Raw genomic sequence first — 21,002 nt, 5'->3', positions numbered from 1 at the left:
CGCGGGTGCAGGGCTGCAAGCCCTGCCGGACAACCCCCTAATCGTGACCGCTGTCGTCCAGGCTGATGATGCCGCGCCGCAGCGCCTGGGTTACCGCATGCGTGCGATCACCCACGCCGAGCTTGTCCATCAGGCTTTTCATGTGCGCCTTCACCGTCTGCTCGGAAATCTGCATGCGCTCGCCGATGCGCTTGTTCGACAGCCCTCCGGCCACGTGCCGCAGTACCTCGGTCTCGCGCGGCGACAAGCGATCTTCCACTACATGCGCGGCGATGCTGGCCGCCACGGCCGGGGGAATCGGTGCGCGCCGGCCGCCGGCGACCATGCGGATGGTGTCGACCAGTTCATGGCGCAGCATGTCCTTCAGCAGGTACGCGCTGGCGCCGGCCTGCAGCGCCCGCACCGCACGTACGTCACCACGGTAGGTGGTCAGCACGATGATGCGCGCGCGCGGATCCATCGTGCGGATCCGCACGATGGCTTCCACACCATCCAGGCGTGGCATCTGCAGGTCCATCAGTACCACGTCTGGCTGCAGCTGCTGATAGCGCGCGATGGCTTCCTCGCCATCGGCGGCCTCGCCGAGCAGGCGCAGGTCGGAATGGGCGCCCAGCAGCGCAGCCAGGCCGTCACGCAGCAACGGGTGATCATCGACCACCAGTACGCCGATCGGGGTAGGCGATTCAGTCATGGCTCGTTCTACTCCAGGGCCAGCGCCAACGCGATGGGCGGCGGTGATACAGGCGACGGGCGGGAACCGCCAGCGCGATCTCGGTGCCCAGCCCGGGGCGGGTCCACAGCTGCAGTTCCGCGCCGAGGCGCTGGGCGCGCTCACGCATGCCCTGCAGGCCCCAATGGCCATGGCCGGCGTTCTCGTCGGCAATGCCGGCGCCGTCGTCGCGCACGTGCAGCAGGAAACAACGCGTGCCATAGGACAGTTCCACTTCAATGGCACTGGCATTGGCATGGCGCAACGCATTGCGGATGGCCTCGCGCCCGATCAGGAACACCTCTTCGGCCGCGTCGGCCTGCAGCGGTGGCGTCGCGCCTTCCACGGTCAGGCGCAGGGGATTGATGCCATGCCCGGCGTATTCGGCGTGCACGTCGGCCAGCGCCGAAGCGAGGTCGCGGCCCGCGAACGGCGCCTCGCGCAGCGCATTGACCCGCTCGCGACCCTCGGCCAGGTTGCGCTCGGCCAGCTGCATCGCTGACTCAAGCTGACTGCGCACAGGCTCCGGTGTCTGCGCTGACTGGCTGATCGCGTGCAGGCGCAGGATCAGGCCCTGGCTACCCTGCAGCAGGGTGTCGTGCAGGTCGCGCGCGATGCGTTCGCGCTCGCCGTTGCGTTCCTGCAGTCGGGCGCGGAACAGTGCGGCCAGCTGCCCGCTGCGGATGCGTACCGCCAGCACCAGCAGTGCAAGCACGGCGGCGGTGCACAGCAGCTTGAACCACACTGTCTGCATGAAGGTGGGAGCGATGCGGAAGCTGCGGCTGGCCGGTGCGGTGCTCCAGATGCCGTCCTCGTTGGCGGCTTCCACCTCGAACCGGTAGCTGCCGGGCGCGAGGTTGGTGTAGTACGCACGTGTGCTGCTGCCAGCGTCCTGCCAGCCGTCATCCACGCCCGACAGGCGGTAGCGGTAGCGGTTGCGCTCCGGACGTGCCAACGACAGCGCCACGTACTCAATCTGCAGCTGGCTGGTGCCGGCCGGGAGGCGCAGGCCATCGCGTAGCGGCGCGTGCTCGCTGCCATACAGCACCTCGCCGATGCGCACGCTGGGAGCCATCGTATTGACGTGCGAGCGGGTGGTGTCCAGCCAGGCCAGGCCCTGGTTGGTGGCCAGCCACAGCAGGCCGTCGTCGGCCAGGGCGGCGGTAGCGATCGGTCCGCTCTGCAGGGCGATGCCGGGCATGCCGTCGATGGCATCGAACAGGCGTGGCGTCACTGGCAGACCGGTGCGCAGGGCACGGCGCAGCAACCCGCTTTCCATCCGTACCAGGCCACGGCTGCCGTTTAGCCACAGGTGCCCATTGGCATCGGCGACCATGCCGGTGATGCCCTCCAGGACACCGGCCATGTCGGTGCGCACCGGAACGAACCGGCCGTTGTCCAGCCGTGCCGCCAGCCCCGCTTCGCCGGCGACCAGCAGAAGGTCCCGGTGGTGCAGCATCGCGGTGATCGGCCCTACCGACAGGCCGTTCCCGGCGTCGAAGGTCTCGGTGCCATTCGTACCCAGGCGGCGCAGGCGGCCATCGGCATAGCCGAGCAGCAGCTGGCCATCGGCATCCAGCGCCAGCGATGAGCAGGCCTGCTCTGGCAGGCGGATTTCACGTTGCCACTGGTCATGCTGGTAGTGCAGCACCCCGCGTTCTCCGGCGCAGACCCAGGCCTGTCCGTCATCGGGGAACAACAGGGCATGCAGCGGCTGCCCGGTGAACGGCGCCGGCAGCGGGATCAATGTGGTGTGGCCGGCGACCGTGCGCGCGAGGTTGACCCAGTCGAACTGCCAGATCGGCGTGGGTGCCTGCCGAGCGGCGGCCTGCAGCTGCGTGGCGCTGCCATCCAGCAGGGGGCGCCGCAGGTCGTAGGGCTTGAGGTCTTCGCCATAGCCATACACGCGGCCATCACTGGCCCGCACCAGCGAGCGGTACGGATCGCTTGGGCCGACCACCAGGGCGTGCACGCTGCGTGCGCGGAAGCGGTTGAGGCCGAGATTGGTGCCAATCCAGAGATTGCCTTCGCGATCGACGATGATCGGCACTGCCGATGTGGCGGTCAGTCCTTGCGGCGAATCGAAGCGTTCCATGCGCACGGCCCGGGTGCCGTCGAAGGTGATGCGGGCGACGCCGCCGTGCGGGCTCATCGTGGCCCACAGCGCGCCATCGGCAGTGAACTGCAGGCGCGCAGCAACCAGTTCCGGCAACCGCCGCGCCTCACGTTCGCTGTCTGCCAGCAGACCCTGCGCGTTGGCCAGCGGCGAGGTGCCTCTCACCCGGTCGGCCAGCCACACTTCACCCTGCGGGCTTTCGGCCAGCGTCGCCATCTGCGAGACCGCGATGCCGGTGTCCTCGAACGCGGTCTGGCCCGCCGCACGCATCCAGATCTTCAGGTCGGCCAGCACCCAGAACCTGCCCCGGCTGTCGTGCAGCACCCACTGCACACGGCGCTCTGGCAGGCCGGCAGCGGCCGGCAGTGGCTGCCAGCGATGTCCGTCAAAGCGGCGCAGCCCGCCATTGATCGCCGCCCAGAGCTGGCCCTGGCGATCCTGGCTGAAGCGTGGGACCACGCCGACCGGCACCCCCTGCTCGCGGCCGTAGCTGCGCAGCTGCCCATGCGTGAACTGGCTGATGCCGGCCTGGAAGTAGCCGATCCACAGCGCACCGCCGGCGGCATGCGCCAGCGTGACCATGTTGGTGGACGGGAACTGGCTGCCGGCGGGCGCCGCCTGCCGTTCGAAGCGACGGCCATCGAAGCGGTACAGGCCCGAGCCGGTAGCCAGCCACAACAGGCCCTCACGGTCCTGGGCAATGTCCCAGATATCGCCCGGCGCGCCCTGGCCGACGCGCCAGGCGGTGTGTTCGTAATCGGGCAGCCCGCCGCTCACCGGCGGGCGCTGCACGGCAAAGGCGGGCAGGGAGGTCAACAGGAGCAGGCACGTCAGCAGCGTCGGCAGGCGACGCACGGACGGGAAGGGGCGGCCACGCATGGCGCGCATTCTGGCAGGTGTGGGGCAGTCCGGGGTGACCCGAACGGGGTAGGCGGCGTGCGCCGGCGTCGGCTATCACGCCGGCATGCCCTCCGGAGCCCCGCCATGCAGCGCCTGTTCGTGATGTTCCCCGACCGAGGTCCGGGCATTGGCCTGCTGTGGTTGCGGTTGTGCCTGTCCGCTGCGCTGTTCACGCCCGGCATGCAGGCGGGCGGGTGGTCGGCGTTGTGCCTGCTGGCAGTGCTGATGCTCGTGCTGGGTGCGTTGACGCCGTTGGCGGCGCTGATGGCGGCCGTGGGCATGTTCGCGCAGCAGGCGCCGTGGCCGCAGGCGGTGCTGCCATTGGCGCTGTTGATGCTGGGCCCTGGCGCCTATTCATTGGATGCGCGGTTGTTCGGGCGCCGCCTGCTCGGCCGTCGGCCTCCCCCATTCGGGTAGGTGCTGGCCTCGACCGACGGGGGTGGGGCATCACGCAGGGGTCACGCACCATGGGGCACCCCTTCGCGGCGTCCCGCATGGCCACCCTCTTCCCGCCTGATCCGCCCGCCGCTTCACTGGCACCGCAACAGGCCGCCGCGTTGCAGCGCGCCCTGCGCTATGTCGATGAGCATCTGTCGCAGCCGCTGCGGGTGACCGAGCTGGCGGCGGCCGCCTGCGTCAGCCGCTTCCATCTGGTACGCCTGTTCCGCGCCGGTACCGGCGCCAGCCCGCTGCGCTATGTCCGCCGCCGTCGCATCGAGCGCGCGCGCCAGCTGCTGCCGGGCGCGCAGCTGCCGATGGCCTGCCTGGCCCAGCAGCTGGGCTTCTTCGACCAGAGCCATTTCGTCCGCAGCTTCCGCGCGGAGACCGGCTGCAGCCCCGGCCAGTACGTTGCCGGCGATGCCGCCCTGTTGCATCCCCTTGATCGTGTTTCCAACGGAGTCCACCCATGAGCCTTGCCACCGCCACTCCCGCCCCGGCGCTGCTGTCGCCGACCGACCACGCCCTGGTGCTGATCGACTTCCAGTCGCAGATGGCGTTCGCCACCCACACCATCGACATTTCCGCGCTGCGCAACAACGTGTCGCTGATCGGCAAGGGCGCCAAGGGCTTCAATGTACCGGTCGTGCTGACCACGGTCGCCGAGGCATCGTTCTCCGGGCCGATGTTCCCGGAACTGCCGCAGATCTTTCCGGGCCAGACGGTGTTCGATCGCACCTCGATGAACACCTGGGAAGACCAGCCTGTGATCGATGAGATCAACCGCATCGGCAAGCGCCGTCTGGTCATCGCCGGCCTGTGGACCAGCGTCTGCATCGTCGGCCCGGCACTGTCGGCGCTGGCGCAGGGCTTTGAGGTGTATGTGATCACCGATGCCTGTGGCGATGTCAGCGAGGAAGCGCACGAGCGTGCGATCACCCGCATGGTGCAGGCCGGCGCGGTGCCGATGACCAGCGTGCAGTACCTGCTCGAACTGCAGCGCGACTGGGCACGGGGTGAAACCTACGACCTGACCACCGGCATTGCGCGCGATCACGCTGGCGGCTACGGCATCGGCATCCAGTACGCCAAGCGGATGTTCGGTGCGCAGGAAGGCGGGCACTGAGCATGGTTGCCGGCCATGGCCTCGACCTGGCCCTGCTGATGCTGCGCGTGGCGGCAGGAGGCTTCCTGCTGCCGCACGCGCTGGGCAAGCTGTTCGGCTGGTTCGGGGGGCCGGGGCTTTCCGGCTTCGCCACCGAGCTGCGCGGTTTCGGGCTGCCGGCAGTGGCACCGTTGCCATTGCTGTTGGCCTTGCTGCAGGTGTTGTCCGGGCTGGCCGTGCTGCTGGGGTGGCAGACCCGCATCGCCGCGCTTGCGGCGGCTGCCTTCATCGGCTTCACCGTGCTGTTGGCCCTGCCCAAGGGCTGGTTCTGGATGCGCGGCGGCAGTGAGTACCCGTTGATGTGGACCACGGTGCTGCTGGCCCTCGCGCTGGCCGGCCCCGGCGCCTGGGCGCTGGACGGCCAACGCTTTCCGGGAGAATTCGCATGAGTCACGATCCCCTCGATCACGGCCGCCGCAACGTGGTGCTGGCCAGCGGCGCCGCTGTTGCGCTCGGCCTGGCAGGTCGCGCCGGTGCCGCACTCGATTCCACTTCCAAGGAGCGTCGCATGAGCACGCTGGTCATCCGCAATGCCCGCATCACCACCCTCGACCCGCAGCAGCCGCATGCGCAGGCGCTGGCTGTACAGGAAGGCCGCATCGTCGCCGTCGGCAGCGACGAGGAGATCATGCGCGGCTGGGGCAATGAAGCGACGCTGATCGACGCGCAGGGCCGGCGCCTGCTGCCCGGCCTCAACGACAGCCATACCCACCTCATCCGTGGCGGCCTGAACTACAACCTGGAACTGCGCTGGGACGGCCTGCGTTCGCTGGGCGACGCCCTGGACATGCTGAAGGCCCAGGTAGACCGTACTCCCGCGCCGCAGTGGGTCCGCGTGGTCGGTGGCTTTACCGCCGCGCAGTTCAACGAGAAGCGCCTGCCGACGCTGCAGGAGCTCAACGACATCGCGCCGGATACGCCGGTGTTCCTGCTGCACCTGTATGACCGCGCACTGCTCAACCGCGCCGCGCTGCGCGCCTGCGGCTACAGCAAGGACACACCGGATCCGCCGGGTGGCCAGATCGTGCGCGATTCGCTGGGCAACCCGACCGGGCTGCTGCTGGCCAAGCCGAATGCGCTGATCCTCTACGCGACGCTGGCCAAGGGCCCGCGCCTGCCGATCGAGTACCAGGCCAACTCGACGCGCCACTTCATGCGCGAACTGAACCGGCTTGGCATCACCTCGGTGATCGACGCCGGCGGTGGCTTCCAGAACTACCCCGAGGACTACCAGGTCATCGAGCAGCTGCATCGCGATGACCAGCTGACGGTGCGCATCGCCTACAACCTGTTCACCCAGAACAAGGGCAGGGAAGTGGATGACTTCCGTGGCTGGAGCGAGATCCTGCAGCCGCGCCAGGGCGATGACCTGCTGCGCCACAACGGCGCGGGCGAGATGCTGGTGTTCTCCGCCGCCGACTTCGAACTGTTCAACGAGCCGCGCCCGGAACTGCCGCCGGAGCTGGAGCCCGAACTGCACGACGTGGTGAAGCTGCTGGTCGAGAAGCGCTGGCCGTTCCGCATCCACGCCACCTACGACGAGAGCATCACCCGCATCCTGGATGTATACGAACAGGTCAACCGCGAGGTGCCATTCGATGGCCTGCACTGGTTCATCGACCACGCCGAGACCATCACTCCGCGCAATATCGAGCGCATCCGCGCGCTGGGTGGGGGTATCGCCGTGCAGCACCGCATGGCCTACCAGGGCGAAGCCTTCGTCGAGCGCTACGGCGTGCAGGCGGCACGGCACACGCCGCCGGTCAAGCGCATGTTGGCCGAGGGCGTGCCGGTGGGCGCAGGCACCGACGCCACCCGCGTGGCCAGCTACAACCCGTGGGTGGCGTTGTCCTGGCTGGTGACCGGGCGCACCGTGGGCGGGTTGGCCCTGTATGGCGAGGAAAACCTGCTCGAACGCGAGCAGGCGCTGCGCCTGTGGACCCAGGGCAGCGCCTGGTTCTCCGGCGACGAAGCAGTGAAGGGGACATTGAAGGTTGGTCAGCTGGCCGACTTCATCCTGCTCTCGGCCGATTTCTTCCGCGTCGACGACGCGCAGATCGCCGACATCACCAGCATGCTGACCGTGGTCGGCGGGCGCATCGTGCACGCCGACGGCGATTATGCTGGGCTGGCGCCGCAGCTGCCGCCGGCGATGCCGGACTGGTCGCCGGTCAACCGGTTCGGTGGTTACCACGTTGGTGGTGCCGCCACCGGATTGGCCGCTGCCCATCGCCACCATCACGGTGTGGCCTGCAGTACGCATGGTGCTCACGGTCATGCCGCGCATCACGCGGCGCCGACCGATGACCTGGCCGGGTTCTGGGGCGCGATGGGATGCTCGTGCTTCGCGTTCTGAGCCTGGCGCTGCTGTCCGTGCCCTCGCTGGCGCTGGCCTGCGAGGGCGGCCGCTGCAGCGACGCGGGCAACGGTGAGCTGCAGCTGGACGCATCGCTGCGCCTGCGTGGCCTGTACTACGACCCGACCCGGTTTGGTATCGGCGGCAGCGAAGATGGCTATGGCCTGCTGCGCGCACTGGCTTCGGCCACCTATGTGGAGGACACCTGGCAGGCAAAACTGCAGCTGGGCGTGCATGCCGAGAATGGCAAGGCAGGCGGCCCGGGCCGCACCGACCGTGGTGCCTTGGACGTGCAGCAGGCGTACTGGCGCTGGCAGCGCGGTGGCTTCCATGTGCAGCTCGGCCGGCAGGAAGCCGGCTATGGCAGCTCGCGGCTGTTGTCGGTACGCGATGGGCCGAACATCCGCCTGGCCTTCGATGGTGCGCGCCTGGGCTGGAAGGGGCGGCTCGGCACGCTTGACCTGATGGCCCTGCGGCCGGTCGAGAACCGGCCGGGTGCCTTTGATGATCGCAGCGAACACGGTGCGCACCTGTGGGGTGCCTATGCCACCGCGGCACGCGGGCAGGGCGTGGGACAGTGGGATCTGTACCTGCTGGACTATCGTCGCGACGGTGCGCGCTTTGCGGCGGGCTCGGGAACCGAGCGCCGGCAGACACTCGGTGCGCGCTGGTTCGGCCAGTCAGGTCTGCTGGACTGGAACAGTGAGCTGGTGGCGCAGGGCGGTGAACTGCGTGCCGCCACCGGCCCACTCGACGTCCGTGCCTGGACGCTGGCGACCGACACGGGCTGGCGCTGGAGGGAGCGGCCACTGCAACCGCGGCTGGGGCTGAAGGCCGACATCGCCAGTGGCGATGGCAACCTGCACGACCGGCGACTGGGCACCTTCAATGCACTGTTCCCGAAATCGGCCTACTTCAGCGAGGCCAGCCTGCTGGCCCCGGCCAATCTGATGGACCTGCAGCCGACCCTGACCCTGCGCCTGCACGACGCGGTGACGACGGAACTGGGCGTACAGATGGCCTGGAAGCATCGTCGTGCCGATGCGGTCTACACCACGCCGGCGCCGCTGGTGGCGTTGCCGGGCAGCGCCGGTGGCGCGCGCCGCATCGGCACCCAGTACAAATCCGAAACCCGCTGGCAGGCCAGCGAACACTGGCAATGGCAGCTGCAGCTGGCCTGGGTCGACGCCGGTCCTGCACTGAAGCAGGCTGGAGGCCAGGACACGCTGTTCGCCTCGATCGTTGGAGCATGGCAATGGTGAACGCAACCGCGTCGCAACCCCCCGTACAGGACGCAGGTGCCTGGTCCCCGCTGAAGATCCAGATGTTCCGTTCGATCTGGCTGGCAATCCTGGCCAGCAACATCGGCACCTGGGTCAATGATGTGGCCGCCGCCTGGGTGATGGCCGAGCGCACCGGTTCGCCGCTGATGGTGGCCCTGGTGCAGTCGGCCACCACGGTGCCGATCGTGCTGCTGGCGCTCGCTGCCGGCACCCTGGCCGACATTGTCGATCGTCGGAAGTACCTGTTGGCGACCCAGGGCTGGATGCTGCTGGTGGCCGCAGCGATGGCTGCGTTGACCGCGATGGACCTGCTGACCCCGCAGTTGCTGGTGCTGCTGACCTTCTGCATGGGCTGCGGTGCGGCGATGGCAATGCCCGCGCAGGCCGCCATCGTCTCCGAACTGGTGCCACAGCCGATGCTGGCCTCGGCGGTGGCGCTGAACTCGATCGGCATCAATATCGCCCGTTCGATCGGCCCGGCCATCGGCGGCGTGATCGTCGCCCAGCTGGGTGCGGTCTGGGCGTTCGGCTTCAATGCCATCACCTTCGCCGCGATGCTGTTCGTGGTGTGGGGCTGGAAGCGCGACCCAAAGCAGTCGAGCTTGCCGCCGGAAGGCTTCGGTGCCGGATTGAAAGCGGGCCTGCGCTACGCGAGCCGTGCCGGACGGCTGCAGGCGGTGCTGATCAAGTCGGTCGGCTTCTTCTTCTTCGCCGCGGCAATGAACGCGCTGTTGCCGGTGGTAGTGCGTGGGCAGATGCAGGGTGGGGCGGGGCAGTACGGCATGCTGCTGGGCTGCATCGGCATCGGCGCAGTGGGTGGTGCGTTGCTGCTGCCGAAGCTGCGCGCACGGATGGATCGCGACCTGCTGGTGCTGCTGGCGACGTTGTCGCTGGCCCTGAGCCTGGTCGGGCTGGCGCTGACCCGCAGCTGGTACGTGCTTCCGGCAGTGATGCTGGTCAATGGTCTTGCGTGGATCACCGTGCTGTCGTCGCTGCAGATCGCTGCGCAGACTGCGGTTCCGGCATGGGTACGTGCGCGCGCGCTGGCGCTGTACATCATGGTGTTCTCTGCCGGCATGGCCGCCGGCGGCCTGAGCTGGGGCGCGCTCGCTCAGCGCACCTCGCCCGAACTGGCATTGCTGGTGGCAGCGGCCGGTGCGGTGATCGGTGGGTTGCTGGTGTGGCGCGTGCGCATCGCCGGCACCGAAGACCTGAACCTGCGCCCGGCCGGGCACTGGCCGGCACCCGAGCTGTCGGTGCCGGTGTCGAACGATCGAGGCCCGGTGCTGGTCACCATCGAGTACCGCATCGATGATGCTGATCGTGCCACGTTCCAGGCGCAGATGCGCGCGCTGGGCACGATCCGCCGCCGCGATGGCGCCGTGGTCTGGGGCGTGGTCGAGGACGTGGCCAGCCCGGGCATCCACCTGGAGTATTTCGTGACCCCGTCGTGGCTGGAGCACCTGCGCCAGCATGAGCGCATCACCGCCGACGACAAGGCGATCCAGGAAGTGCTGCGGGAACTGCATCGCGGTGAGCGCGCACCGGTGGTACGCCACTTCGTGGGTGGCCATGATCCGCTGCCGAAGACCGGGGTACCACACCATCACAGCGATATCTGACACAAAAAGGGGACGGAGGGGATTAAGTCGTTTGTGCACAAACGACTTAATCCCCTCCGTCCCCTTTTTTGCGGCGGCGCTGGGTAGCGCCGCCGCGATACCTCACTTGCGTGCGAACGCCAGCAGGTCGGCGTTGAACTGGTCGGCGTGGGTGATGGTCAGGCCATGCGGCGCACCGGCGTACACCTTCAGTTCGGCATCCTTGATGATCTGCGAGGACAGCTTGGCCGAGGCATCGAACGGCACGATCTGGTCGTCATCGCCGTGCACGACCAGCGCCGGCACGTCGATCTTCTTCAGGTCCTCGGTGTAGTCCACTTCCGAGAATTCGTGCACGCAGTCGTACTGGCCCTTGACGCCACCGAGCATGCCCTGCAGCCAGAACGCATCGCGCATGCCCTGGGTGACGTTGTTGCCATCCCGGTTGGCGCCGAAGAACGGGGTGGTCAGGTCCTTGAAGAACTGCGAACGGTCGCCGCCGGTGCCCTTGCGGATGCCGTCGAAGACCTCCAGCGGGGTGCCGGCGGGGTTGCCAGCGGTCTTCAGCATCAGCGGCGGCACGGCGCCGACCAGCACCACCTTGGCCACGCGCGCGCTGCCGTGGCGGCCGATGTAATGGGCCACTTCACCGCCGCCGGTGGAATGGCCGACCAGGATCGCGTCCTTCAGGTCCAGCGCTTCGATCACCGCGGCCAGGTCATCGGCATAGGTGTCCATGTTGTTGCCGTTCCAGGTCTGGCTGGAGCGTCCGTGGCTGCGGCGATCGTGGGCGACCACGCGGAAGCCGTTCTGGCCCATGAACAGCATCTGCGGATCCCAGGCATCGCAAGACAGCGGCCAACCGTGGGCGAACACGATCGGCTGGCCGGTGCCCCAATCCTTGTAGAAGATGCGGGCGCCATCGGCGACGGTGACGAAGTTGCTCATTGCAGGTTCCTTGGCGGAAGGGAGGGAAGGCTTCGGCAGGATGCCGGTGCCTTCGGCAGTACAGCGCAGGCGCAGGCGACCGACTTGCACGGCTGTGCTGGATTGCATCGGATGTGACGCGTATCGCTCTGGCAGGACGGGAGCCGTATGCCGAGGATGAGCGCAGCCCGCCACAGGAACGCACGGATGCCCGCCATGCGATGGTCGCTGATGCTGTGCCTGCTGCTGCCCATGGCAGCGCCGGCACAGACCCATGTCTACAAGTGCGTGGATGGACCGCACCCGGTCTACCAGCAGACACCCTGCCAGGGGCGTGCCGCATGGCGCTGGGACGTGCCCGCGGAGCAGTCATTGTCCCGCGGCGCTGTGGCGCCAGCGGCCTCGACACCGAAGCCAACGCCGCGGCCACGGCGTGCGGCGCGGGCGCACGGTGCGCTGATCACGATCAGCACGGATGCGGCAGCCTGCGAGCGTGCCCGGCGTGATCGTGAGAAGGCGTTGCTCAAGCGTCGGCGCCTGGATTTCGTGCAGCGCCGGCAGCTGGATGACGCGGTCTACGACGCCTGCCAGTGATGCGGGACGCTGAAGTGTCGAAAACGACAACGGCGCCATAGGGCGCCGTCGCGTGAGTACCGTGAGTGCAGCTCTCAGCGACCGTCGCTTGCGGCGGCCGGTGCGGGCACACTGTCCGGCTTGGGCAGGCTCAACTCCGGGTTGCCCTGTTCGGCCTGCAGGATCTGGATGCGGCGCTGCAGGGCGTCCAGCTGGCTGTTGGTGCTCTGCACGTCGGTGCTGAGGCTCACGGCCTGCTGCTGGGCCTGCTGCAGGGCCGCGCTGACCTGTGCCGACTGCGCCTGCTGCTGTTCCATTTCCTGCTGCAGGGTGCGCAGGCGTTCTTCGTTGTAGGCCACCAGGCGCTCGGTGTAGCGCTTGCCGGCTTCAAGACGGGTGGTGTCGATGTAGACCTGGGCGAGCTGTTCGGACTGCTGCGCGAAGGTGCGGTAGACGCGCTCGGCGTTGTCCACCGCATCGGTCTTGATCACCCGCCAGAAGTTCTTCTCCTGGAACAGGGCGACGTAGTAGGTCAGGGTGTTGGCATTGAACAGCAGGCTGGCGCCGTAGTTGCCGTTGTAAGTGGTGCGCAGCTCGGTCAGCTGGCGCGAGTCCATCAACTGCTTGAGTTCGTCCACGGTATTGCGCACCACAGGCGCGCTGCGCGCCGGTTCGGCTGCCGCCTCGCGGTCGCCACGTGCAGCCATCGCTGCCGGTGCCACCAGCATCATGACCACGGCCAGCACTGCCGCGCTGCGCGCGTGCCGGGCAAAGACCGCGCCCCCTGAAGTTTCTCGCATGTCTAGACCATCCACGGATGAGTGTGGGTTGAGATGAAGGTCGTTCCCCGCCGGGAGTCTAGCATGGGTGTGGGCGCCGCCAAGGGCGCCCGTCACCGGTCAGTAGACCAGCTGTGCGGCGCTGCACTGGATCGACTGCACATTGACGTCGGTCCGGCCCAGTTCAACGCCCAGCACGCTGGCCAGCAGGTTGGTCAGCAGGGTGCCAATACTGTTGAGCACCGGCCGCAGTGCGGCCAGGATCGGCTTCAGCAGGGTGCACAGCAGTCCGCTGCAGCTGACGCTGCCATCGGGGTTGGTGACACCCGTTCCCCCGGCACCATCGAGAAAGCCGGCCGGTGCGGTCTGGATGTAGGACGCCAGATTGTTGCGCACGCAGCCGTTGTAATCGATCAGGTTGCCGAGCAGGCTGTCGCAGCGGTTGATCAGCAGGCCGCCGACCAGCGAGCCAAGCAGGCCATCGAGCAGGCCCAGGCCCTGGCCGGTGACGGTCGTCCTGTAACCGGTCCACACCGAACCGTCTTCCCAGCAGGTGGTCAGGCCCAGCAGGCAAGGCTTGGGGACGCCATTCTTCACCGTCCAGTTGCCCAGCGGGGCGAGATTGCGCGCCGGATCGCCATCGCGCAGCAGCGGGATGACCTGGTCGACGTTGTAGCGTCCGCCAGTCGGAAAGGCCGCCTGCAGGTAGCGATCGGCCAGCGCCTTGGCGGTGTCGTTGGCGTTCATGCCCTGCTTGGGCGAATTGAGCATGCCCGACAGCACCCGTAGCAGTTCGTTGACCAGGCTCGACACTGCGTCACCAATTGCGAGCGGATTGAACCGGGTCGAGCCGGTCTCGCCGGCGGCCAGGGTCAGGGTCTGCGTGCTGGTCAGGGCGGGCAGGGTAATCCTGTCGTTGATCAATGGTTGGCCCAGCAGCTTCAGCAGCTGTTCGTCCTGCAGCGTGGCATCGCAGACATTGGCCTTGGAGAAGCGCTGTGCGGGGTCGACATTGCCGACGCAGGCGCGCAGCACCGACGAGTCCACCTGGATCGTGGCCTTGGGTGGACTGCCGCCGCACTGGATGCCGGTCAAGGTGCCCATACCGTTGGCCACGTCGACGTGCAACGGCAGGTGCAGGCGCGTGCCAAGCAGGTTCAGCAGCGGCCCCAGCGCGAACAGGTTGTTGCTGTCCACGTCCGCCATCAGCCGCACCTGCGCGTTGTAGGCACGGCTGCCGACGCCGCCGATGGCGATCGATGGCGGCTCGACCACGCCGGCCTGGATCCTGATGCCCAGCAGGTCCAGTCCCTTGACCGCCACGCCGTTGCCATCGTTGGCGATGGAGATCGCGGTGTTGATCAGGTTGAGCACGTTGATCTGTGACTCCAGTGCGCTGCCGACCGTGCCGTCGGGCGAGACAACTTCGGCAAACAGGCCACCGCCGCCGGACTGGCTGCCAAGCACGATGTTGAGCTTGTTGATGTCCAGCTGGGTGGCAACCAGATCGGACAGGGCGCGCAGCTGCACCCCCACTGCGGAGTCACGGCCGACTACGGTGGCGGTAGCATCGACCAGCTGTGCCAGCGAAATCTTGTTGACCGACAGCAGGCGATTGAAGTCGGCCACGCTGAGGTTGGCGCTTACCGGTATGTTGAGCGCTTTCAGCAGGCCGGACGGAGTCACGTTGGCCTGCGCCAGGCCGTCATAGGACAGCACCGTGGCATTGGTGACGTCCAGGCCAACCAGGCGCAGGGTGGACAGCAGCACTGAATCGCCATTGGTCCGCAGCAGCTGCGAGCCGACCGCAAACACCGCGGTGGGTTCGGCACGGCGCGCCACGGCCTGCACGCTCACGGTGGGCAGGCTGGAAGTCTGACCGAAGAAGGGCAGCACGCTGCGCTCGGCGATCACCTGAACCGCATTGCGGGGATTGCTGGCATCGACGCTGGTGACGAAGCGGGTGCCGGTGCCACGGCTGGCGCTCCAGTTGCCGCAGCGGATCTGCAGGGTGCCTGCGAACCCGTTCTGGACCACCGCATTCTGCCGGGCAGCGCTGTTGTCGCTGTTGTCCGGGCTGCACAGCTCCAGCCGCTGTGCGCCGGCCAGTGCGGCAAGGTCGGCCACCTTCTGCGCGTCACGCTTGGCCCAGAACAGATAGCCGATCTCGATCAGGCCCAGCATGGCCACCAGCGCCAGCATGACCAGCATCATCGTGACCGACATGCCGCCGCGTGCGCGGCTGAAACTGAACTGTCGTGGGCGTTTCATGGCCGACCTCAACGTCCGGAGGAGGAGGCGTCCCTGGACCGGGAGACATCGGTCTCAAAGAAGTCCGGGATCTCGTGTTCAAAGCTCTTCAGGTAACGCGCATAGCTCAGCGTGGCCTGGTCACCCAGGATCGGCAGCCGTTGGCCGGCCTGCTGCCCGGAGGCCTGCAGGCGGAACAGGTTGCGGGTCGCCTCGCCGCTCTGCAGGCGTGCACGTGGTGCGGCGGGCGGTGCTGAAAGAGGTGCGACGTCGGTTGCGATGGTCGACGCTTGCGCTCCAGTCACCTCGGCGGATGCAGCCGGTGCGGCCAACTCCACGGTGGGGAGCGGTTCGGCCTGCATCGGCGCTGTAGCCGGTGCCGACAGTGAGGGGCCACCGAGCATCTGTCCGGTCAATGGCTGTTGCTGTGCCTGCACGGCACCGGTCACAAGCAGGCAGCACAGCACGGGCAACAGGCGTCGGGTCTGGCGCATCGCGGTCATGGTGTGCTTCCGGTCGGGTGGTCGGTGGCGCTGAAGCGTTCCAGCATCGAGGGTGGCAGGCGCTGCGGATCGCGTTGGACGCGCGGGTCGCGGCGGGGTTCGCTCGCCAGCCGTGCGCCGCCCGATGCACGAGCGCCACTCTCGACGCTGGCCGTGTGTGCAGGTGTGGCTGCGTTGGCGGCGGCAGCGGCCTGTCGTTGCTGCAGGCGCGTGCGGATCTGCTGGGCCTGCTGCTGGATGCTTCGGCGCGTTTCCTCGTTGAGGCTGGCCTGTGCCGATAGCCGCTCCGCCGTGGCCTGGTCGCCGCGCAGTACCGCCCAGAGTGCAAGGTTGGCCGTTGCCTTGGCGTTGCCCGGTGAAAGTTCCAGGGCCTTGGCCAGCGGCTCGCGGGCTTGATCGAACTGGCCGGCACGCAGCCGTGCATAGCCAAGGTCGCCCAGATAGTCGGTGTTCAAGGGCTGCAGCTGCGTGGCGCGCGCCAGCGCCTGTTCGCTGCCGGCGTCGTCGTCGCGGCGTGCAGCGATCAGGCCCAGGCCGTGGGCGGCCGCCGCGGCCTGCGGCCCGCTGGACAGCTCGCGATACAGCGTGACCGCCGCGTCGGCCTGGCCGGTCTCGCGCAGTGCGTCGGCCTGCAGCAGGCGCAGGGCAGGGCGATCACCATAGCGCTGGCGGAAGGCCTCCACGTGGGCCAGCGAGGCATACCAGGCGCCCTGCTGCTGCATGCGTTCGATCAGCTCCAGATAGGCGTTGCGGCTGTTCTGCGGATCGGGTTCCGGCGGCGCAAGGCTGGGCGCCCGCACATATTTCGGTGTGGTCGAGGCGCAGCCACTGGCCAGGGCGGCGAGGGCGACGGCAAGCAGCAGGCAGGAGGTGCGCAGGGCAGGCATCAGGGAGATCCCATCTTGGACAGGGTGGTGGCCAGCGCGACCAGCGCCGGGCCGGCAAGCACCAGCATCAGTGCCGGCAACAGGGTCAGCATCATCACCACGGTCATCTTCACCGAGAGCTTGCCGACCTTTTCCTTCAACGCGTTGCGGCGCTGTTCGCGCAGGCGGATGCTGAACTGGCGCAACGGCTCCTGCACTGCGCCGCCGTGCGCATGCACCTGCAGGATCAACTGCATCAGGCTGGCCAGGTCATCATCGGCGTAGACCTCGCTCAGACGCCGCAACGACTGCGCGCGCGTGCGGCCATGGGTATAGGCCACATTGGCTTCCTGCAGTTCGCCGCCGAGTACCGGCAATGCATCGCGCAGCTTGTCACCCAGGGTCTGCAGGCTCTGGTCCATGCTGAAGCCCACGCCCTGCAGCAGGCGCAGCAGGTCGATCAGCAGGGGCAGCTCGTTCTCGACCGCGCGGCGGCGGCGCTTGACCCACGACGACAGCACGAACTTGGGCAGCAGCAGCCCGGCCGCCAGCGCACCGATCACCACCATCACCTTGGCAAGCCCGTGCGCGCTGCTGAACGCCAGCGCCAGCGCCAGCACCAACAGGGCAAGCAGCAGGCGCAGGCCGAGATAGATCGCGGTGCCACGGCGCGTGTTCCAGCCAGCCAGGTCCAACAGCAGCTTGTCTTCGTTGGCAAGCAGCGCCGCCTCCAGGCGGCCGCCACTGAGCGAGCGCCCGAAGCGCTCGATCCAGCCCAGCGAGTCGCGGCGCGTGGCCTCGGTGTCGCGGCCTTCCTCACGCGGCTGCAGGGCGGTTTTCAGTGTGGCTGAGGTGCGGTGCTCGCGATGGCTGCGCACCCAGCCGGCGATACCGAGCAGGGCGACGCCGGCCGCCAGCACCAGCAGCGAAAGGGCGAACCAGGCGCTGGCGCTCATCGGGCACCTCCGGGGCGGCTGTGGGCGGTCATAGTGATTTGGCCAGGCGGTACAGCAGGAACGCCCCTAGCAGTTCCAGGCCCAGCGCGATCAACAGGATCCTGTGACCGAGCGGGTCGTGCAGCACCGGCTGGAAAAACGCCGGGCTGGAGATTGCCATCAGCACCGCACTGGCGGGCGGCAGCAGCCCCAGTACCCAGGCCGACATCCGTGTTTCCGAGGTGGTGGCCGCCAGTTCCTGCTGGGCCTGTTCCAGGTCGCGCATGAAATCGCCCATGCGTTGCAGGATCTGGTCGGCGCGGCCACCGATGCGCACGCTCACGCCGATCACCACTGCCAGCACCTTCAGTACGTCCATCCGGTACGGCTGCGCGGCCAGGCTCAATGCACGATCCAGGTCCATGCCGCTGCGCGCATAGCGCACCGTGGTGTCGAGCAGGCCGCGCAGTGGTGCGCTGGTCTGCATCGAAGACACCTGGAACGCGGCCTGCAGGCTGTTGCCCAGCGCGGTGAGGCGGACCAGGTTGTCGAGAAAGTCCGGCATCTGGTGCAGCAGCTGCGCGCGCAGCTTCGTGATCCGGCGCATCACCCACAGCCAGCAGCCCAGCAGGTACAGCAGCAGGGTCAGCGGAAACATCCAGGCCGTGCCCAGCCGCATCGCCGCCACGACCGCAAGCATCAGTCCCGGCACCAGCAGCATCAGTGGCAGCTTCCAGCCCGGCGGAAGGCCGGCGCGCTGCAGGACACCGTCCCACGGCAGTACACGGGTTCCGGTGCTGGCCGGGCGGGTCGAATCGTTGGCCGCCGCAACGGCAGGCCCGGCCGGTACCGCGCCGGCCGCGCTGCCGCGCGCCAGTTGTTGCTCGGCATGCTGCAGCGAGGCCTGGCGCTGCTCACGGCTGGCGGCGGTGCCCCATAGCCAGACGGCCAGCGCCAGCAGCACCGAGATGATGCTCAACACGCCCAGCAGCAGGCCGGTGCCCATGCTCAGAAGTCCCCGTAGAGCGATTCACGCAGTTGCTGGCGGAACGGCTCCAGCTTGTGCGAGTGCGGATGGAAGCCCAGGCCGATCCAGCGGTCGGTCTCGCGGCCGGTGGCGTCGATCTGCACCTCGTGGCGGAACATTTCCTGGGTGGTGATCAGGTTGTCGCTGACCCCGGTGATCTCGGTGATCGAGACCAGCACCCGGCGCCCGCTGCCCAGCCGCGAGATCTGCACGATGAAGTCGATGGCGCTGGCAATCTGCCGGCGCAGGCTGTCCTCGCTGCCCTGGAAGCCGGCAAAGCCTGCCAGCATCTCGATGCGGTACAGGCAGTCGCGTGGCGTGTTGGCGTGGATGGTGGCCATCGATCCGTCATGGCCGGTATTCATCGCCTGCAGCATTTCCAGCACTTCAGCGCCGCGCACTTCGCCGACCACGATGCGGTCCGGGCGCATGCGCAGACTGTTGCGCACCAGGTCGCGGATGCTGACCGCGCCCTGGCCCTCGGCGCCGCCGATGCGGCTTTCCAGGCGCACCACGTGCGGATGGTTCAGCGAAAGCTCGGCGGTGTCCTCCACGGTGATGACGCGCTCGCTGGGTGGCACGTAGCTGGCCAGTGCATTCAGCAGCGAGGTCTTGCCGGAACTGGTGCCGCCGGAGACCAGGATGTTGCAGCGGCCCAGCACCATCGCCTTCAGCAGGGCCTGCATCGGTGCGTCGAAGGTGCCCTTGGCAAGCAGCTCGTCGGGGGTGAACGGGTCCTTGCGGAACTTGCGGATGGACACCATCGGCCCGTCCACCGCCAGTGGCGAGATGATCGCGTTGAGGCGGCCGCCGTTGGGCAGGCGCGCATCGACCATCGGATTGGAATCATCCAGCCGGCGGCCAAGCGGCGCGAGGATGCGGCGCAGGATGCGCAGCAGGTGGGTGTCATCGGTGAAGCGCTGGGTGGCACGCCGGAGCTGGCCACCCTGCGAAACGTGCACGTCCTTGAAACCGTTGATCAGGATGTCTTCGATGGAGGGGTCGTGGAGCAGGTCGTCCAGCGGGCCGAAACCGGTCAGCTCCTTGACCAGGCCCTCGGCAACCACCTGCATCTCTTCTTCGTTGATCGGGATGCGCCATTCCTGGATGAAGCCCACGGTCTGTACCTGCACCCAGCGGGCGATGGTATCCGGGGCCCAGGAATCGATGTCGATGCGCTCGTCCTCGATGCTGTTGAGCAGGTGCTCATGCGCGGCCGACAGCACCTTCTGGTACTGCTCGGTCTGTGCGAACGGCAGGTGGCCCGGGCTTTCGTGCAGCAGCGGGCGGGCAACGGCATGCGGGAACGGGGTTACCTTGTCTTCCATTGCGATCCACCCAGGGCAAGGGAGAGTCTTTCCCGCAGGCCATGCGGCTGGACCGGGCAGGCAGCCGGGTCCAGCCGTGACACGAGCGGGGCGAGGGCACGCAGGTAGGGATCGCGCGGCGCATCCTGCAGCAGCAGGCGGCCCTGGCTGGCGGCAAGGCGCACACGCGGTCGTTCAGGCAATGTCGCCAGCAACGGCAGTTCGAAGCGGCGTGCGATCTGTTCCGGGCTCATGCCGCTGCTGTCGTCGTGGCGGTTGATCACCAGTTGCAGGCGCTTTTCGCGCTCGCGCTGGCCTGCAAGATGCTTCAGTGCCTGGTCCAGCGAGACCAGCGTGGCGATCGACGCATCGGTGACCAGCCAGATCTCGTCTGCCTGGTCCAGCAACAGCGGCGGCAGCTGCCGCAGCGGGCAGCCGCCTGCATCACACAGCACGCTGGCGAACACCCCGCGCAGGCGCTGCAGCAGCGCGCCAGGGTCGGACGGGGGCACGGCATCACTGCCGCCGGCACGGTCCAGCAGCACCAGCCCGGAGTCATGGCGCGCCATCGCGGTGCGTGCGAGGGTGGCGTCGATGCGGCTGGCGTTGCGCAGCGCATCCTCGTAGTGGAAGCGGCTGTCGAGATTGAGGTACAGCGCAAGGTCACCGGTGGGCTGTGCCAGTTCCATCAGGAGGCCGTCCTGTTGCACTGCATCGCCCTGGGCGAGGGCCCGCGTCTGTTGCGCCAGCACCGAAAGATGTGCGGCCAGGGTACTGGTGCCGACGCCTGCGCGCACGCCCAGCAGCACGATCAGGCGCGCCTTGTGCGCATGCTGCGCCACCGCGGCCGGGCGCGGTGACAGTGCGCGCCGCAGTGCCGCCTCGATGCCGGCGTTGTCACTGTCCAGGTCCAGCACATCGCGCAGGCCGGCGCGCAGCGCGATCACCACGCCTTCGACCTGGCCGGCGCTGGTGGCGCCGACCGCGACCAGCGCCAGGTCCGGTTGGGTCTGCTGCAGCTGCTGTGCCAGTACGCTCGAGGCAGCCGCGTGCTCGGGCCGGAAGTCAAGCAGCACCAGGCTCTGCGGGCCGCGTTGCAGGTCCTGCGCCGACGTCGGCGCACTGCTGTCCTGCCAGTGCAGGGTGGTGGTCGGCGGCAGCTTGGCGGCCAGCCGGGGCAGCAGTTCGCGGTCGATGCCGTACAGGACCAGGTTCATCGGCGGTCCTTGCGGATGCAGCGGCTGGGCGGTGGCGTAGGGCATGGGCG

At 68.1% G+C, this 21,002-nt stretch carries 19 protein-coding genes; 8 read left to right on the top strand and 11 right to left on the bottom strand.

The window, feature by feature from the left end:
• Positions 1–37 precede the first annotated feature (37 nt).
• Complete coding sequence (locus ACM0PB_RS18585; RefSeq protein WP_065196123.1) at positions 38–691, bottom strand: response regulator; 654 nt, start codon at positions 689–691, stop codon at positions 38–40.
• A complete protein-coding gene (locus ACM0PB_RS18580; RefSeq protein ID WP_164230004.1) occupies positions 684–3,713 on the bottom strand; it encodes a sensor histidine kinase in 3,030 nt (1,009 codons plus the stop codon). Before ACM0PB_RS18580 ends, ACM0PB_RS18585 begins: the two co-directional genes overlap by 8 nt.
• A gap of 96 nt (positions 3,714–3,809) precedes the next feature.
• Here ACM0PB_RS18580 and ACM0PB_RS18575 point away from each other — a divergent pair, with 96 nt between their 5' ends.
• The 7 genes from ACM0PB_RS18575 (at position 3,810) to ACM0PB_RS18545 (ending at position 10,589) form a co-directional block, all read left to right on the top strand.
• Positions 3,810–4,142 carry a hypothetical protein gene (locus ACM0PB_RS18575; RefSeq protein WP_005417009.1) on the top strand — a complete coding sequence of 111 codons (333 nt, stop codon included), beginning with the start codon at positions 3,810–3,812 and terminating at the stop codon, positions 4,140–4,142.
• Between the two features lie 50 nt (positions 4,143–4,192).
• The gene (locus ACM0PB_RS18570; protein WP_050562701.1) at positions 4,193–4,636 is read left to right on the top strand and encodes a helix-turn-helix transcriptional regulator; all 444 of its coding nucleotides are present in this window, start codon (positions 4,193–4,195) and stop codon (positions 4,634–4,636) included.
• The gene (locus ACM0PB_RS18565; protein WP_005417006.1) at positions 4,633–5,289 is read left to right on the top strand and encodes a hydrolase; all 657 of its coding nucleotides are present in this window, start codon (positions 4,633–4,635) and stop codon (positions 5,287–5,289) included. The genes ACM0PB_RS18570 and ACM0PB_RS18565 overlap by 4 nt, the downstream gene beginning before the upstream one ends.
• Before the next feature lie 2 nt (positions 5,290–5,291).
• Positions 5,292–5,717 carry a DoxX family protein gene (locus ACM0PB_RS18560; protein ID WP_005417004.1) on the top strand — a complete coding sequence of 142 codons (426 nt, stop codon included), beginning with the start codon at positions 5,292–5,294 and terminating at the stop codon, positions 5,715–5,717.
• A gap of 119 nt (positions 5,718–5,836) precedes the next feature.
• Positions 5,837–7,684, top strand: a complete 1,848-nt coding sequence (locus ACM0PB_RS18555; RefSeq protein ID WP_171955791.1) for an amidohydrolase — start codon at positions 5,837–5,839, stop codon at positions 7,682–7,684.
• Positions 7,663–8,946 carry an alginate export family protein gene (locus ACM0PB_RS18550; RefSeq protein WP_005416999.1) on the top strand — a complete coding sequence of 428 codons (1,284 nt, stop codon included), beginning with the start codon at positions 7,663–7,665 and terminating at the stop codon, positions 8,944–8,946. Before ACM0PB_RS18555 ends, ACM0PB_RS18550 begins: the two co-directional genes overlap by 22 nt.
• Entirely contained in the window at positions 8,940–10,589 is a 1,650-nt protein-coding gene (locus ACM0PB_RS18545) for an MFS transporter (RefSeq protein ID WP_005416997.1), read from the top strand. Before ACM0PB_RS18550 ends, ACM0PB_RS18545 begins: the two co-directional genes overlap by 7 nt.
• Positions 10,590–10,691: 102 nt before the next feature.
• Here the strand turns inward: ACM0PB_RS18545 and ACM0PB_RS18540 are convergent, their stop codons facing one another.
• Positions 10,692–11,516 (bottom strand): alpha/beta fold hydrolase, encoded by an 825-nt coding sequence (locus tag ACM0PB_RS18540; protein WP_005416996.1) that lies wholly within the window; start codon positions 11,514–11,516, stop codon positions 10,692–10,694.
• A gap of 186 nt (positions 11,517–11,702) precedes the next feature.
• Here ACM0PB_RS18540 and ACM0PB_RS18535 point away from each other — a divergent pair, with 186 nt between their 5' ends.
• Positions 11,703–12,089 (top strand): hypothetical protein, encoded by a 387-nt coding sequence (locus tag ACM0PB_RS18535; protein WP_005416995.1) that lies wholly within the window; start codon positions 11,703–11,705, stop codon positions 12,087–12,089.
• 74 nt (positions 12,090–12,163) lie between these two features.
• Here ACM0PB_RS18535 and ACM0PB_RS18530 read toward each other — a convergent pair whose 3' ends face one another.
• From ACM0PB_RS18530 to ACM0PB_RS18495, 8 genes are all read right to left on the bottom strand, one after another.
• The gene (locus ACM0PB_RS18530) at positions 12,164–12,868 is read right to left on the bottom strand and encodes a DUF2968 domain-containing protein (protein WP_032954256.1); all 705 of its coding nucleotides are present in this window, start codon (positions 12,866–12,868) and stop codon (positions 12,164–12,166) included.
• A 99-nt stretch (positions 12,869–12,967) separates the two neighbouring features.
• Positions 12,968–15,118 carry a TadG family pilus assembly protein gene (locus ACM0PB_RS18525; protein ID WP_005416993.1) on the bottom strand — a complete coding sequence of 717 codons (2,151 nt, stop codon included), beginning with the start codon at positions 15,116–15,118 and terminating at the stop codon, positions 12,968–12,970.
• Positions 15,119–15,126: 8 nt separating this feature from the next.
• The gene (locus ACM0PB_RS18520) at positions 15,127–15,600 is read right to left on the bottom strand and encodes a DUF3613 domain-containing protein (RefSeq protein ID WP_164093277.1); all 474 of its coding nucleotides are present in this window, start codon (positions 15,598–15,600) and stop codon (positions 15,127–15,129) included.
• Positions 15,597–16,487: a tetratricopeptide repeat protein gene (locus ACM0PB_RS18515; RefSeq protein ID WP_414604856.1), complete on the bottom strand. Its 891-nt coding sequence runs from the start codon at positions 16,485–16,487 to the stop codon at positions 15,597–15,599. Before ACM0PB_RS18515 ends, ACM0PB_RS18520 begins: the two co-directional genes overlap by 4 nt.
• The gene (locus ACM0PB_RS18510; RefSeq protein WP_005416989.1) at positions 16,487–17,422 is read right to left on the bottom strand and encodes a type II secretion system F family protein; all 936 of its coding nucleotides are present in this window, start codon (positions 17,420–17,422) and stop codon (positions 16,487–16,489) included. Before ACM0PB_RS18510 ends, ACM0PB_RS18515 begins: the two co-directional genes overlap by 1 nt.
• A gap of 28 nt (positions 17,423–17,450) precedes the next feature.
• Complete coding sequence (locus ACM0PB_RS18505) at positions 17,451–18,407, bottom strand: type II secretion system F family protein (protein WP_005416988.1); 957 nt, start codon at positions 18,405–18,407, stop codon at positions 17,451–17,453.
• Positions 18,408–18,409: 2 nt separating this feature from the next.
• Positions 18,410–19,756, bottom strand: a complete 1,347-nt coding sequence (locus tag ACM0PB_RS18500; protein ID WP_053500164.1) for a TadA family conjugal transfer-associated ATPase — start codon at positions 19,754–19,756, stop codon at positions 18,410–18,412.
• Entirely contained in the window at positions 19,741–20,997 is a 1,257-nt protein-coding gene (locus tag ACM0PB_RS18495; protein WP_065185731.1) for a CpaE/TadZ family protein, read from the bottom strand. Before ACM0PB_RS18495 ends, ACM0PB_RS18500 begins: the two co-directional genes overlap by 16 nt.
• Between the last annotated feature and the right edge of the window lie 5 nt (positions 20,998–21,002).

This window comes from Stenotrophomonas sp. AR029, from assembly GCF_047520695.2.
GTDB lineage: Bacteria > Pseudomonadota > Gammaproteobacteria > Xanthomonadales > Xanthomonadaceae > Stenotrophomonas > Stenotrophomonas sepilia.
Note: the sequence above shows the minus strand (reverse complement) of the source record. Positions and strands in the feature narration are given on the sequence as shown.

Bases quoted from the DNA above. Each gene is read 5' to 3' on its own strand.
- ACM0PB_RS18570 (WP_050562701.1), top strand. From the start codon at position 4,193: ATGGGGCACCCCTTCGCGGCGTCCCGCATGGCCACCCTCTTCCCGCCT.
- ACM0PB_RS18510 (WP_005416989.1), bottom strand. From the start codon at position 17,422: ATGAGCGCCAGCGCCTGGTTCGCCCTTTCGCTGCTGGTGCTGGCGGCC.
- ACM0PB_RS18515 (WP_414604856.1), bottom strand. From the start codon at position 16,487: ATGCCTGCCCTGCGCACCTCCTGCCTGCTGCTTGCCGTCGCCCTCGCC.
- ACM0PB_RS18555 (WP_171955791.1), top strand. From the start codon at position 5,837: ATGAGCACGCTGGTCATCCGCAATGCCCGCATCACCACCCTCGACCCG.
- ACM0PB_RS18545 (WP_005416997.1), top strand. From the start codon at position 8,940: ATGGTGAACGCAACCGCGTCGCAACCCCCCGTACAGGACGCAGGTGCC.
- ACM0PB_RS18580 (WP_164230004.1), bottom strand. From the start codon at position 3,713: ATGCGCGCCATGCGTGGCCGCCCCTTCCCGTCCGTGCGTCGCCTGCCG.
- ACM0PB_RS18500 (WP_053500164.1), bottom strand. From the start codon at position 19,756: ATGGAAGACAAGGTAACCCCGTTCCCGCATGCCGTTGCCCGCCCGCTG.
- ACM0PB_RS18530 (WP_032954256.1), bottom strand. From the start codon at position 12,868: ATGCGAGAAACTTCAGGGGGCGCGGTCTTTGCCCGGCACGCGCGCAGC.
- ACM0PB_RS18565 (WP_005417006.1), top strand. From the start codon at position 4,633: ATGAGCCTTGCCACCGCCACTCCCGCCCCGGCGCTGCTGTCGCCGACC.
- ACM0PB_RS18505 (WP_005416988.1), bottom strand. From the start codon at position 18,407: ATGGGCACCGGCCTGCTGCTGGGCGTGTTGAGCATCATCTCGGTGCTG.
- ACM0PB_RS18540 (WP_005416996.1), bottom strand. From the start codon at position 11,516: ATGAGCAACTTCGTCACCGTCGCCGATGGCGCCCGCATCTTCTACAAG.
- ACM0PB_RS18550 (WP_005416999.1), top strand. From the start codon at position 7,663: ATGCTCGTGCTTCGCGTTCTGAGCCTGGCGCTGCTGTCCGTGCCCTCG.
- ACM0PB_RS18525 (WP_005416993.1), bottom strand. From the start codon at position 15,118: ATGAAACGCCCACGACAGTTCAGTTTCAGCCGCGCACGCGGCGGCATG.
- ACM0PB_RS18520 (WP_164093277.1), bottom strand. From the start codon at position 15,600: ATGACCGCGATGCGCCAGACCCGACGCCTGTTGCCCGTGCTGTGCTGC.
- ACM0PB_RS18535 (WP_005416995.1), top strand. From the start codon at position 11,703: ATGCCCGCCATGCGATGGTCGCTGATGCTGTGCCTGCTGCTGCCCATG.
- ACM0PB_RS18585 (WP_065196123.1), bottom strand. From the start codon at position 691: ATGACTGAATCGCCTACCCCGATCGGCGTACTGGTGGTCGATGATCAC.
- ACM0PB_RS18560 (WP_005417004.1), top strand. From the start codon at position 5,292: ATGGTTGCCGGCCATGGCCTCGACCTGGCCCTGCTGATGCTGCGCGTG.
- ACM0PB_RS18495 (WP_065185731.1), bottom strand. From the start codon at position 20,997: ATGCCCTACGCCACCGCCCAGCCGCTGCATCCGCAAGGACCGCCGATG.
- ACM0PB_RS18575 (WP_005417009.1), top strand. From the start codon at position 3,810: ATGCAGCGCCTGTTCGTGATGTTCCCCGACCGAGGTCCGGGCATTGGC.